This window comes from Aquisalibacillus elongatus (assembly GCF_003843875.1).
In the GTDB taxonomy this organism is placed as follows: domain Bacteria; phylum Bacillota; class Bacilli; order Bacillales; family Alkalibacillaceae; genus Aquisalibacillus; species Aquisalibacillus elongatus.
This window is the reverse complement of sequence record NZ_RKRF01000009.1, coordinates 113,525-126,961: the sequence shown is the minus strand read 5'-3', so window position 1 is coordinate 126,961 and position 13,437 is coordinate 113,525. Positions and strand designations below refer to the sequence as shown.

At 37.9% G+C, this 13,437-nt stretch carries 10 protein-coding genes; 5 read left to right on the top strand and 5 right to left on the bottom strand.

Features of this window, described 5'->3' with window-relative positions; genetic code table 11:
- Positions 1 to 13: 13 nt before the first annotated feature.
- On the top strand, positions 14 to 3,106 hold the full coding sequence (locus EDC24_RS08815; RefSeq protein ID WP_124221756.1) for an AAA family ATPase: 3,093 nt from the start codon (positions 14 to 16) through the stop codon (positions 3,104 to 3,106).
- 1,187 nt (positions 3,107 to 4,293) lie between these two features.
- Here the strand turns inward: EDC24_RS08815 and EDC24_RS08810 are convergent.
- Positions 4,294 to 5,388: an SDR family oxidoreductase gene (locus EDC24_RS08810; protein WP_124221755.1), complete on the bottom strand. Its 1,095-nt coding sequence runs from the start codon at positions 5,386 to 5,388 to the stop codon at positions 4,294 to 4,296.
- A 149-nt stretch (positions 5,389 to 5,537) separates the two neighbouring features.
- Here EDC24_RS08810 and EDC24_RS08805 point away from each other — a divergent pair, with 149 nt between their 5' ends.
- Both EDC24_RS08805 and garR read left to right on the top strand, forming a co-directional pair.
- Positions 5,538 to 6,239 (top strand): CBS domain-containing protein, encoded by a 702-nt coding sequence (locus EDC24_RS08805; RefSeq protein WP_124221753.1) that lies wholly within the window; start codon positions 5,538 to 5,540, stop codon positions 6,237 to 6,239.
- 16 nt (positions 6,240 to 6,255) lie between these two features.
- Complete coding sequence (garR, locus tag EDC24_RS08800; RefSeq protein ID WP_245998073.1) at positions 6,256 to 7,104, top strand: 2-hydroxy-3-oxopropionate reductase; 849 nt, start codon at positions 6,256 to 6,258, stop codon at positions 7,102 to 7,104.
- A 289-nt stretch (positions 7,105 to 7,393) separates the two neighbouring features.
- Here garR and EDC24_RS08795 read toward each other — a convergent pair whose 3' ends face one another.
- From EDC24_RS08795 to EDC24_RS08780, 4 genes are all read right to left on the bottom strand, one after another.
- Positions 7,394 to 7,906, bottom strand: a complete 513-nt coding sequence (locus EDC24_RS08795) for a sigma-70 family RNA polymerase sigma factor (protein ID WP_170158525.1) — start codon at positions 7,904 to 7,906, stop codon at positions 7,394 to 7,396.
- A gap of 256 nt (positions 7,907 to 8,162) precedes the next feature.
- The gene (locus EDC24_RS08790) at positions 8,163 to 8,603 is read right to left on the bottom strand and encodes a GtrA family protein (RefSeq protein ID WP_124221748.1); all 441 of its coding nucleotides are present in this window, start codon (positions 8,601 to 8,603) and stop codon (positions 8,163 to 8,165) included.
- Positions 8,604 to 8,610: 7 nt separating this feature from the next.
- Positions 8,611 to 9,771: a glycosyltransferase family 4 protein gene (locus EDC24_RS08785; protein WP_124221746.1), complete on the bottom strand. Its 1,161-nt coding sequence runs from the start codon at positions 9,769 to 9,771 to the stop codon at positions 8,611 to 8,613.
- Between the two features lie 26 nt (positions 9,772 to 9,797).
- Positions 9,798 to 10,946, bottom strand: a complete 1,149-nt coding sequence (locus EDC24_RS08780; RefSeq protein WP_124221744.1) for an NAD-dependent epimerase/dehydratase family protein — start codon at positions 10,944 to 10,946, stop codon at positions 9,798 to 9,800.
- 150 nt (positions 10,947 to 11,096) lie between these two features.
- Between EDC24_RS08780 and EDC24_RS08775 the strand changes: the two genes are divergently transcribed.
- The gene (locus EDC24_RS08775) at positions 11,097 to 11,669 is read left to right on the top strand and encodes an NADPH-dependent FMN reductase (protein WP_124221742.1); all 573 of its coding nucleotides are present in this window, start codon (positions 11,097 to 11,099) and stop codon (positions 11,667 to 11,669) included.
- 327 nt (positions 11,670 to 11,996) lie between these two features.
- Positions 11,997 to 13,412 (top strand): hypothetical protein, encoded by a 1,416-nt coding sequence (locus EDC24_RS08770; RefSeq protein WP_124221740.1) that lies wholly within the window; start codon positions 11,997 to 11,999, stop codon positions 13,410 to 13,412.
- Positions 13,413 to 13,437 lie beyond the last annotated feature (25 nt).

The window sequence follows — 13,437 nt, the reverse complement described above, 5'->3', positions numbered from 1 at the left end:
GGCGTGAATAGTAATGAAGCCCATTAAGTTAACTATGACCGCGTTTGGTCCATATAAAGATACAGAAGTAGTCAGCTTTAACGAACTAGAAGACAATCGTCTTTTTGTCATTTCTGGAAAGACTGGAGCAGGGAAAACGACGATTTTCGATGGCATTTGTTTTGCATTATATGGATCTGCAAGTGGTGAAGACCGTCAAGATTACAAAATGCTTCGCAGTGACTTTGCGGATGATCATGTTCACACAAGTATAGAGCTTATTTTTGATATTCACGGAAAACGTTATCGTATTTTAAGGCAACTAGGTCATGTGAAAGATGGTAATAAAACGGCTACAGGGGAAAAGTATGAATTTTACCAAGTAGTTGATGATCGTGAAGTCCCTTGCGTGGATCGGCAAATGGTATCTGAAATCAACGAGCGAGTTGAGGAAATCGTTGGTTTAACGAAAGATCAGTTTTCACAAATTGTTATGTTGCCTCAAGGTGAATTTAGAAAACTTTTGACCTCAAAGACGGAGAATAAAGAAGAGATTCTAAGGCGTATTTTTCAAACGTACCCTTATCAAGATATTGCTGAACGGCTTAAAGAGAAGCGACGTCAAGCTGAGGAAGCTTTTTCAAAAATTGAACAACAACGTGAACATTATGTTGCCGAAATCCAGTCCAAACTCCCTGAACGTGAAGGTTCGAAACTCACTCACGTACTATCACAAGAGCATTTCAATATGAATCAATTAGTAGGAGCATTGGAAGATGAGCTTGAGTTTTATCAAAACGAGATTAAGGTTAAAGGTGAAGAGAAGACTAAGGCTTCTAATTATGCACAAACAATGCAAGACAGATATCAGAAAGCTAAAGTTTTAAATGAGAGATTTGAAGAGTTAGCTAAATTTGAAAAAGAACTAGATTTGCTGAATTCAAAAGAATCCGTGATAAAAGAACAACAAGTCACACTTGAGAAAAGTGAACGTGCTAGTCAGCTTGAAATTTATGAACGTCAGGTTAAAGAACAAGAACAAGATGCAGATGAGAAAAAACAGGCCAAGTTAAAAGCTGACCAAGCATTGAAAACAGCTCAAGAGAACTTCAAAGAAGCGGACACTCAATATCATTCAGAAGCAGCAAAAAAAGAAGAACGTGAACAGGCTACAACACACTTAAATAGATTGAAAGAGTTACGGCCAAAAGTTGAAGAAATAAGTACAAAGAAAAAGCTAGTTGATGAAGCAGAGGTGAATTTAAAGCAGGTTTCATCTAAACTGAGCTCAGTAGAACAACAAATCACAACCAAACGACAGCAAGTAGAAGAGCTGGACTCACTAATTCGAAAAGAAACGGAAATGGTTGAGAAACTTCCTGAAAAACAAAGAGAGCTTGAACAGCTAAGGGAGAAGTGGAAGGAATCGAACCGTTTTATCCAAATGATTGGTGAACGAGATATTTTGAAAGACAAGGTTCAAGCTGAAGAAAAGGTATACCATGAAGCCAAGGCGGAGTTTGAACAAAAAGAACAAGCATGGCTTCACGGGCAAGCTGGTGTACTAGCATCCCATTTAAATGATGGTGAGCCTTGTCCAGTCTGTGGAAGTACAGAACATCCGAATAAAGCCGTTCTTACGGAAGAGACGCCTTCTAAGGAAGGGATGGATCAAGCGAAAAATCACTATGACCAACATTATCAAGCGTATACTAAGCTAGTCACGCAGTATCAAGAAAAATTAGATCAAATGGAAGAGAAGAAACAGGTGTTAGCTGAGTATGATATTGACGACCAAAAAATCAATCAAACGTTTGATTGGTTAGTAGAACAAGGTCAACAATTAAAAAATGAAGTAGAACATCTTGATCGAATTTCAAAAGAGCTAAAACCAAAACGTGACCAATCAGAAAATCTGGCTAAACACATAAAAGAAATAGAGTTAGAACAAGAAAATTTGCGAAAGCAGGTTGAGGATAAAAAACAAGGATATCATCAGGCCAAATTGACTTATGAGTCATTATTAGATGCAGTTCCTGTGGACATTCGGACACTTCAAGCGTTGGATGGGGCCATTAACCAAGCAGAAACTAAAAAGTCCAAGCTAGAATTCGCTTGGGAACAAGTGCAAAAGCAGTGGAATGATGCAAGCGAAACCTTAACTAAAACTAAAACGCAGGCTGAAAACAGTCATCAGTATTTAAAAGAAGCAGAATCAAAACTTCAAAAAGTGAAGGAAACCTTCAAGGAGCAGCTCGAATTATCAAATTTCGCAAACGAAGACGACTACCGAACGGCTAAACGAACTGAAGAAGTGCGTAAAGCAATTAAAGATGAGATTGAGCACTATAAACAACAAAGAACAACTGTCAGCTCACGTGTACAGGAATTAAAAGAGCAGTTATCTCGTGAAGAAAAAGTTGAACTGAGTGCAATTGAAGTTCAATTGAATGAGGCTAAAGAGCAATATGAATTAGCTTTACAACAATATAATTCAACAGTTGATCACCAGAAGAATGCAGCTGAACTAAAAGAACGGATCCTAGAAACAAATAAACGTGTGAGCGAACAAGAGAAGACATTAAACCGTATCGCAGATTTATATGACGTTGTGCGTGGACAAAACAGCCAGAAGATTTCGTTTGAGCGTTATTTACAAATTGAATACTTGGAACAAATTGTAGATGCAGCGAATCTTCGTTTAAAACGTCTATCTAATGGGCAGTTTTATCTAAAACGGAGTGACCGTCAAGAAGCGCGCGGACGACAAAGTGGCTTGGGGCTTGATGTTTATGATGTGTACACAGGTCAAAACCGCGATGTTAAAACACTATCTGGAGGCGAAAAGTTCAATGCTTCGCTATGCTTGGCACTAGGCATGTCCGATGTCATTCAAAGTTTCCAGGGTGGTGTATCAATAGAAACAATGTTCATTGATGAAGGCTTTGGTTCACTAGACGATGAATCTCTAAATAAAGCCATAGACACACTCATCGACCTTCAAAAATCTGGACGTATGATCGGTGTCATCTCACACGTCCAAGAGTTAAAAGCAGCTATACCAGCAATTTTAGAAGTTAATAAATCACGTGATGGATATAGCGAAACACAGTTTGTTTTAAAGTAATGAAGAAGAGTCAAAAGAAAATTGCCGAGAGCAATAGAGGAGTATAACGCTGGTTTGTTATTTTCAGCGGAGTCAAAATACGCAGACTCCGACAGGAACAGCACGAGCTGAGGGGCCACAGGAAGTGGGTCAGTTCGGCGTTGCTACAGGACGTTGCGAATTTAGCCGAACATCCTTAGTGTAGCGAAACGATAGTGAGTTTTGGGAAGTTGAAGCCGTGCCTGCGGAAAGCGGAGTATTTTGACGAAGCGTATATAAAAGGTGCGTACAATGATTAGTATTACCCAATCATTGTACGCTTTTTTAATTGTTTATTTTCATAAAAATAGCCACCTTCTAGTATTAGAAGGAGGCGAATCATTAATTGTGTATATTTATTATAATATTATGAAAATTTATATTAAACGAAAGGTGAACGCGATCTTTAACCTTTCGTGAATGATGTCTTATGTTAGTAAGTGTTAGTAACTATTATTTTTGTTTCTTGTTGAATTTTTGGTCTCTGATGTATTGTTCACGTAAATCATTGATACGTGTTGTTGTACTGATATCAAACATGCAAATCCCTCCTATGGCTAAAATTTCCTTAAGCCAAAAGTTATTATATTACTCTCATTTCTTAAAGGCAACTAATCCACACCACTTTTTTATGTGGATTTTAAATGTAAGCGCTTTTGTTCACAATTTGTTCAGAAAGAGTATCGGGGGGAGGCCAATACTCTTTCTAATTATGCTAATTTACTTTGATGTTTTCTATTCCAAACATGTCGGAAAATGCGGTTCTTACGACTTTGCTCTTGAGTGATCTGGTGAATTTGTTGTTGTTCTAAGCATTCATTTCTCAAATCCTCAATCCTGGTTAAATGTGCATTATATATATCAAACATTTTGAAAACCTCCATTTGTTATGTTCTAATCTTAGTTTACGCGGTAACGGGGTTTTTCTTAACGGTACCAGGATTGAAATGTATTCATCCTGCAGGCTGATTTTTATATCCGACTTTTAGTTAACATGTTATACACATTGTCCACAAGCAGTAGTTAACAACCACCAACTTATCCACAAAAATTAAGAACATCTGTTTGTGAATTTCAATTTAATCCCCAAAACAAAAGAAAAAGTCCACAAAAAATGTGGACTTTTCCCCAGTTACTCACAAGTTTATCAACAAACTGTGTGTAAAATGTTAATTAATCGGTACTTGATAATCTGGATGATCTTTATACTGTTGATAATATTGAACCATAGCAGGAACCACGTCTTTAAAGTCAGGACATTGAATGCCTGACCCTTTTAGATCTTCTTGGGCTTGCTGGCAGTCATGATTCACGTTAATGATAGAGTAATCAAGAGATTCCTTTTCAACTCCAAGCCATCTTCGCATCAAACGAAGTGATAATCCTAGTTTGGCAACAGGTAATGGTATAGCCCATTTTGGGTCTTTACCGAGATATTCTTTCATTAACATGCGGTAAACATCCCGCATCTTATAAGGATTTGGATCTGCTAAGTGATAAGTTTTGCCAGAACCTGACTCTAGATGTGCTAAATAAATAGTTGCTTTGAAGATATAGTCGACAGGAACAAAATTGCCCATTCCATCACTGCGTCCTATATACGGAATGACTGGTAGACGTTTTAATGAGTCAAATATATTGAGCATAAAATATGGACCGTCAAATTTAATGGTTTCACCTGTTTTAGAATGGCCGCACACAACTCCGGGGCGAATAATCGTAACTGGCGCTTCATCCTTGATCTGCTCTACTAAAACTTCTGCTTCATATTTTGTGTATTCATAATAGTTTTTAAAAGATTGTCCTTTTTCAAGTTCTGTTTCAAGAATTACTCCTTCACGCGTTCCAGATACATAAGCGGTACTAAAATACACATAACGTTGCAGTTTTCTAAGTTGTAGGACCCAGTTATTCACATTCTTAGTCCCGGTGACATTGACGTTGTAGGCTATATCTTTAGGTACTGCAAGGTCATAGATAGCGGCTAAGTGAAACAAGTGGGTCACGTTTTCTGATAGCAGCATATGGTTTTCATCATCTAATCCAAGATTGTGTTTTGTAATATCTCCATACAAAATATGAATTTGATCACGATTAATATTGCCTGTAAAAACTAGCTGTTCAATTTCCTTCTCCGCTTGATCAGCCATCTTAGGCAAAACTAGAACATATAGGTCTTTTACGTTCTGATCATTTAAAAGCTGTGTCACAAGGTTCCTAGCTAAAAATCCAGGGAATCCAGTAAAAAAGTAAGTCTTTTCCATACACATGGCTCCTTAAAAATCACATTTCATTAAACTTATATTTCTATATAAAATTTTCCATTCCTGCAAATAATGTAAAAGATTGCTAAGTTATGAAGGAGTTCATTTTAGTTGTGCTGAAAGATGATGTATAGGAGGGGTTACGAGTTATGAAGAATTCAGAGCGTTTTTTATTTGCTTTTAATAAGATCGAAAAAGTGTTAAATGAGGATTTAAACCAGCAGGGGCAATATATATCTTTTTCGAAGGCAGTATACAAGGCCAATAAACAAAACCGAGTGGTTAAGCGGTTTAAAGACGATTTGTTAGAGTTTGCAGTTTTGCGTAATGCCATCGTACATGAACGTACAGAGCCAGAATATGTGATAGCTGAACCCCACGACTCCACCGTCGAAAAAATAGAAAAGATTTTATCTGAACTGACGGAACCGAAAACGGTGATTCCAACTTTTCAGCAAGAAGTTAAGTCGTTTGATGTAAATGATTCGTTAGCAGATGTACTAACCGTCATTAAGGAATCAAACTTCTCGCAATTTCCGGTGTACGACAAGGAAGAGTTTAAAGGTTTACTAACCGCAAACGGAATTACGAACTGGTTAGCGAAAACTGTGGAAGAAGATCTATTATCACGTGAGGAAACCATGTTAAGTGAACTCATTGAATATGAAGAAGGCACGGATAACTACCATTTTGTCTCACGTGATGTCACGATTTATGAAGCTGAGGATATTTTTAAAGAACAAGTCAATAAGGAAGACCGAATTGATGCAATTTTAATTACGCATAATGGGAAAACCTCAGAGAAATTACTCGGCATTATATCAGCGTGGGATATTATTGATATACCATAAAAAGGGAGTGACACATATGAAAGTAGGATTTATTGGTTTAGGCATTATGGGGAAGCCAATGTGCAGGAATTTGATTCAAGCAGGTTATGATGTGGTCATTTGTAGTTCAAAACCTCAAACCAATGATGAAATGCAAGAAGTTGGAGCTATAGTTGTGAATTCTTATGCAGAAATTGCCCAGCAATCCGATGTTGTTTTTACGATGGTGCCAAACTCACCTGAGGTTAGAGAGGTTATAGACCAGATAAAAAATCGTTTAGTCCCGGGATCTGCCGTCATTGATATGAGTTCCATTGCGCCACTAGCGAGTCAGGAGGTAGCGGAAGTTCTGAAGGAAAAAGGGATTCAGTTCTTAGATGCACCAGTAAGTGGAGGTGAACCTAAAGCAATCGAAGGAACGGTCTCGATGATGGTTGGAGGGGATGAAGAGACGTTCCTTAAGTATAAACCTGTGTTAGAGACTATGGCTGGCTCTGTCGTGCATGTAGGGAGTGTTGGATCTGGCAACTCAACGAAATTAGCTAACCAGATTGTCGTTGCATTAAATATTGCTGCCGTGTCAGAAGCCTTTGTTTTAGGAGAAAAAATGGGTGTAGACCTAAATAAACTCCGTGAAGCTATACGAGGAGGATTAGCTGGTAGTGCCGTTTTAGATGCCAAAGGCCCGATGATGATAGACCATCAGTTTGAACCAGGTTTTAAAATTGATCTTCACCTGAAAGACTTGGGTAATGTTTTGGAAACAGCCAATCAATTAGATGTCTCATTGCCTATGACTTCTTATATCCAAGAGGTGCTACAAAAGCTTACTGATTCCGGTTATGGTAGTGAAGACCATGCTGCTATATTAAGATATTTTGAATAATCGATCCTAATAAAAGTCCCTTCAACATGTTTAATAGGTGTTGAAGGGACTTTTTACGAAAGGTATTTAACTGAATGGCTCAAGTGTGAATCTCCTTTCTAATTATTTTTTTGCTTGGCTAGCTTCACGTTGTTGTTTTTGATAACGTTGGTGACGTTCCTTTAGCATAAATTTGTGTAATTGAGGATCAAATAGATACATGAACATCGCCTCCTTTATCAAGTTTATTGCTTTCATTTATTGTTTACCTGTTTTTAAGAGCATTTAAACATAAGAAAAAAACCAGTCATTAACTGGTCACATATGGTTCTAAAATAGGGCGTAGTTTTCGTTTCACTTCTTTTCCCCACCCCTTAACTGCATCGATGGTGGTTCCTTCTTCGTCAGCGATATCTTTAATCGCTTTTCCTTCTACAATTCGTTTTTGAACATAAATCCATTGCTTTTCAGACAAGGCCTCACGTACCATCTGCCAAAAATATGGGTCAAAATGTTCTATAGAGTCTTGATAACTTCCTTGGTCCTGCAAAAATTCGGATACCGTCTCATGTTCAATTTGTCTACTCTTTTTTCGGATTAAGTCTATCAATCGACTTCGGATCGTTATGTAAGTAATTTTTGAGAAGGTGGGTCGTCCGTAGTACTTTTGGTATGACTCCCATAAGGCAATCAAACCAGTTTGATAAAACTCTCCATCTCGGTCCTGAATGTTAAGCTTGTATATGAGGTGATAGATCATGTTTTCATATTGATTCAACACCTCACAAAAGTCTCTAGTTTGGTCTTGTAATATGTTAGACATGTACCTCATCCCCCTTGCAGTCATAAAGATATGGCTAAATCCGATTTTTGTCACTTGGTATAGGTTCATAAAAAAATATGAAAAGAAATAAGAAAATTTAATTTTCTTACCCAAAAATGACAAAAAGTGACTAAAAAACGCTCGAAAAGTAAATTTTTGAGAAAGACGTTTCTGAAAATATAATCGATTTTATTTCTAAAAAGGGGTAAATAAAAACCCTTAAGTTGATCAACTTAAGGGTTCAAAAAATCAGTATTTAGCGATTTGATTCAAAATCTTTGAATACGATGTACTTAATCATAAAGAAGCTTGATAAAAATGAGAGAAACATGGCTAAGCCTTTTGAAATATTGTAACGTAACCAATTTGGAATTTCGGTAAAACTGATTAGAGAATGGCTAGCAATGAACACAACGTTACTTACTCCGAGACTTATAATACCTTGTACGATAAATAAACTTCTTTGTTTTTTACTACCTTCAGCTGAACGTTGAAATGTGAATCGAGCATTCCAAAAATAGCTATTGATAATCGCTAACGAATAAGCGATTGTATTAAAAAGAACGAGTAACCATTTCTCATCAGTTGGAAAAAGAATTAATAATAAATTGAGCGTTCCAATATCAATACCGGCATTGGCAGCGCCAATAGCACTAAATTGTAAAAATTGAAGCGGACCTTTTTTCTTTTGTCCCATATTCGTCTTACTCACCTGTTTCAATCGGTTTTGAGTCTGTATGCTGAAAAGTGTGACTATAATGATCTATAATCTCTTCGTAGTACGTTAATACTTGCTGAGATTGAGTATCCCAGTTAAGTTTTTCAATTTCATTTCTTGCATTTTGAGCCAGGCGTTTGCGTAATGTCTCATCATTAAATTGAAGCACTGTGTTTATAAAGTCATGGTCAACCTCTTTATCATAGAGGAGCCCAGTTCGTCCGTCTTCTATTTGTTCACATGTGGGTCCACTTTTGGCAGCTACTAGTGGTGTTCCAGATGCCATCGCCTCAGAGATGACAAGTCCAAGTGTTTCAGTTGTTGATGGGAAAACAAACACATCAGATGATGCGTATACTTGTGCTAATTCTTCACCATGCATAAAGCCTGTAAAAATAGTGTTTGTCCCTTTGAAGTGTTCTTCTAATTGCTCGCGGTAAGGTCCGTCACCAACGATCGCGAGAACAAAATCATCTGAAGCATCTAGTACACCACGTATTTTTTCGATCTCCTTTTCTGAAGCCAATCTTCCGACAAATAATAATAATGTTTTATCAGTTTGTCCATTCGTTAAGTATTCACGCATGTCTTGGCTAGATTTTTTTGGGTGAAAGAGCTCTGTGTCTACCCCGCGTTTCCACACGCGTACATTCTTAAAGTCGTGTTCTAGAAGTTCGGATTTAACGGACTCAGATGTACAAAGATTTAAATCAGCCTTATTGTGAAGTTTTCTAAAGTACCACCACAGAAATCCTTTAAAAACAGATAGATTGTAGTAATCTGCATATTTAGGTACTTGAGTATGATAAGAAGCGAGCATCGGATATCCTAATTTCTTAGCATAATAAACTCCTGTCATACCTAATAATGCGGGGTTTACCACATGTACAATATCAGGATTATAATCCTCTAATAATGTTTTTATTTTACGAGATGGTAAAGCGAACTTTTTAGATCGATAAAAAGGTAATGTTCTCGCAGGGATTCCGTCAATCTTCGCCCCATTAAAGTGGGTTTCTCCAAGGTCAGGTGCAATAACTCTTACGTCATGACCCTGCTTATGGAAATATTGGATACATGCCTTAAGCCTGGTAACAACACCATCTGTGGAGGGGACGAATGTTTCGGTGATGATTGCGATTTTCATTGCGACACGTCCTTACATGCTCTGTTTTATCTCCAAGTGACTTGAGGTAAGACATTGTCCTCGATTACTCGACTTTTGTAATTAACAACAGTTCTTAAAATTTCACGAATAACATCTTCGCTAAGTAAATATGGTTCTAACCCAAGATCTTTTAATTTCGTGTTCTCAGCATGGTAAAAATGGTCCTCAGCTTCGACACGAGGGTTTTCGATATGTGCAATATTCGTATTGAAACCTTCATTTGAAGCCACTTTTTGGACCTTTTCAGCTAATTCTAGAACTGAGAAGTACTCAGTGAATTGATTAAATACACGAAACTCTCCACGATCAGCAGGGTTTTCAGCTGCAATCTCAATACAACGTACAGTGTCTTTAATATTTAGAAAAGCTCGCGTTTGTCCACCTGTCCCATAAACCGTTAAGTCATGACCAATCGTAGACTGAATAATAAAACGGTTTAAAGCTGTTCCGTATACACCGTCATAGTCAAGGCGGTTATAAAGAACAGGATCCATTTTAGTTTCATCTGTATCAAGCCCGTAAACGATACCTTGGTTAAGGTCAGTGGCACGGATGCCCCAGATTTTGCATGCAAACATAATATTATGACTATCATGAACTTTTGATAAGTGATAGAAAGATCCTGGTTGTTTAGGGTAAGGTAGGGTATCTTTACGACCTTTATGTTCAATTTCTATGTACCCTTCTTCAATTGGAATATTCGGTGTACCGTACTCTCCCATTGTACCCAATTTAATGAGATGACAATCAGGAACAATCTCTTTAATGCCGTATAAAACGTTCAATGTCCCAGTGACATTGTTCTCTTGTGTATAAACTGCATGTTCACGATCAATCATTGAGTATGGAGCAGAACGTTGCTCAGCAAAATGAACAAATGCTTCAGGCTCTTCTTCCTTTAACACTTGTTTTAAAAAGTCATAGTGGGTTAAGTCACCCTCATAAATTTTAATGTCATGACCAGTGAGTTCTTTCCATTTAGCCACTCTTTCCTCTAAAGTCGCGATTGGCGTAATAGAATTTGAATGTAACTCTTGGTCAATCTTTCTTCGAACCATATTATCGATAATGGATACATTGTGTCCTTGTTTAGATAAATATAAGGCAGTTGGCCAACCACAGAAGCCATCACCGCCAGCTACAATTATATTCACTTTCCTTACCTCCTGATTTACTTGTTTTCTAAGTTGAAATTACCATTATAAAGCGTTTTTGACAATTAAAAACCTATGCACTTTATTTGAAATAAGGTTTTCAACTCACGTATGATTAAACTAGACTTTACAACATAGGAGTGGATTGTAATGGATAATAAGTTGAAACTAATTGGGTTGTCTGGAAGCCATCGTAAAGATTCTATTAATAAAAAACTGTTAGATGCGGTTGTGCAAGAACTACCTTCTGACGTGACATATGAATATGTAGACTATTCAAACGTACCAGTATTTAATCAAGATCATGAGGAGCCACTTCCTAGTAGCGTTGAAGATTTTAAAGAGAAAGTAGAGTCAGCTGATATAATTCTAATAGCAACTCCTGAGTATAATGGTTCAATACCGGGTGTGTTGAAAAATGGAATTGATTGGCTATCACGTCCAGCTGGACAAAGCTCACTTAAAGGGAAAGTAGCAGGGATTGTTGGTGCTTCACCAGGTAGAGGCGGAACATTAAAATCCCAACTTCATTTACGCGAGAGCTTAAGCCATATGGACGTTGAAGTCCCAAACCAGCCACGTCTGATGCTAAGTTTTGTGGATGAAAAAATTCAAGACGGGCGTTTAATACTGAATGAACAAAAACGTGACGTTGTTCAAAATTTAATCAAACGTTTGATTGATACTTCTAATCGTTATAAGAAAGATGGCGTATTAGTTTAATTCAAAAGCCTAGCCACCAGGATGGTTAGGCTTTTTTGCGATAAAATCCTGTAAGTGTTAATTAGCAATTAGTAAATGTTAATAGAGATGCATTTTTTGTTAATTAGAACTCATTAAACGATAATAGAAACGTAATTAATGTTAATTAGAATACACTAAATGTTAATTTGAATACATTAAATGTTAATAGAACAGGCTTAAATGTTAATTGGAACAGGTTAACTAATCATAGAGACACCACCAACAAAAATAGTGCGTCACATTAAGTAATTGAGCTCACCAATATAGGCGGTTGTGCATATGATGTTCCAAAAGGGGGACATCAAAATGGAGTTAACTCTTGCGCATTGGTTGTATGCGCTTGTGACGTTGATTGTAATTTTAACGATGGTGTTTCGTAAAGGTGTTGTGCTCCCGACACTGCTTGGAACATTCCTTGTTGCGTGGGTATATAAAGGTAGTATTATAACAGGTTTCACAGCCGTATTTAACGCCAACTTAACTGCGGCAAAAGAATTGTTTAGTATATTTTTAATTATCACGTTTATGGTTGCCTTACTTCATTCGTTAAAAGATCTAGGAGCAGATCAGCAAATGATTGCGCCAGTTCAACGCATCATGACGAATGGCCATGTCGCATTCTTCGTACTTCTAGGGGTTACATTTATCATTTCTCTATTTTTCTGGCCGACGCCAGCCGTTCCTTTAATTGGAGCTTTACTCATTCCTGCCGCTGTACGTGTCGGTATGCCGGTGATGGGAGCCGCCATGGTTGTGGCTTTAGCTGGGCAAGGGATGGCGTTGTCTTCGGATTACGTCATTCAGGTGGCACCCATGTTAAGTGCCACAGCTGCAGGGGTTGATACAGCAGCTGTAGCAGATAAAGCGCTAGTATTATCACTAATTACAGGTGTTATAGCTCTTGGCTTAGTCTATTTGATGATTCGTAAAAAGATTAGAAAGCCAAATGACCCATTAAATGAAGAAGCCTTAAAACAACTCCCAGGTCAAGAGGAAGCAGAGGTTACTGGAACGAGTGAGAACTGGAAAAAATTCTTTGCTGTTTTAGTTCCGTTATCCATGCTTGCTGTAATGATCTTTATGGTTTACACCAAATTTGAAGGTGGACGTTCCGGTGGATTTGAAGGTGGCGATGGTGCTGCATTAATTGGTGGAGTAGCCGTTTTACTCCTTGCTTTTGCAACTTTGGCGTTTGGAAAAGTAAAAGCATTGGACCGAATTAGTGAGCATATTGTCAGCGGGTTTGTCTTTGCTTTTAAAGCCATGGGGCCGGTCATTCCAATAGCGGGATTTTTCTTCCTAGGAAGTGGTGATTTCTCAGGGAGTATTTTATCGATGGGAGAAGCAGAACCTCCAGCATTACTATTCGACCTAGTTGCAGCTGGTCAAAACGCCATTCCTGAAAGCGCATTTCTAACCGCATTAGGTATTCTCATCATTGGGATTATTACAGGTTTAGATGGCTCTGGATTTTCAGGATTGCCTCTGACTGGTTCATTATCAGGTGCGTTAGCGACTGGTGGATTAGAACCATCAACACTCGCAGCAATCGGTCAGATGGGATCGATTTGGACTGGAGGCGGAACTATTGTCGCATGGTCTTCGCTTGTTGCGGTAGCAGGCTTTTGTGGCGTCTCTGCTTTAGAGCTCGCCAGAAAAAACTTTATCCCTGTTATCATCGGCCTGATCCTGTCAACGCTTATTGCCGTCTGGATTTGGTAAACTTACAAACTGCCTTTCGCATCAG

Bases quoted from the DNA above. Each gene is read 5' to 3' on its own strand.
- EDC24_RS08815 (WP_124221756.1), top strand. From the start codon at position 14: ATGAAGCCCATTAAGTTAACTATGACCGCGTTTGGTCCATATAAAGAT.
- EDC24_RS08810 (WP_124221755.1), bottom strand. From the start codon at position 5,388: ATGGAAAAGACTTACTTTTTTACTGGATTCCCTGGATTTTTAGCTAGG.
- EDC24_RS08805 (WP_124221753.1), top strand. From the start codon at position 5,538: ATGAAGAATTCAGAGCGTTTTTTATTTGCTTTTAATAAGATCGAAAAA.
- garR (WP_245998073.1), top strand. From the start codon at position 6,256: ATGAAAGTAGGATTTATTGGTTTAGGCATTATGGGGAAGCCAATGTGC.
- EDC24_RS08795 (WP_170158525.1), bottom strand. From the start codon at position 7,906: ATGTCTAACATATTACAAGACCAAACTAGAGACTTTTGTGAGGTGTTG.
- EDC24_RS08790 (WP_124221748.1), bottom strand. From the start codon at position 8,603: ATGGGACAAAAGAAAAAAGGTCCGCTTCAATTTTTACAATTTAGTGCT.
- EDC24_RS08785 (WP_124221746.1), bottom strand. From the start codon at position 9,771: ATGAAAATCGCAATCATCACCGAAACATTCGTCCCCTCCACAGATGGT.
- EDC24_RS08775 (WP_124221742.1), top strand. From the start codon at position 11,097: ATGGATAATAAGTTGAAACTAATTGGGTTGTCTGGAAGCCATCGTAAA.
- EDC24_RS08770 (WP_124221740.1), top strand. From the start codon at position 11,997: ATGGAGTTAACTCTTGCGCATTGGTTGTATGCGCTTGTGACGTTGATT.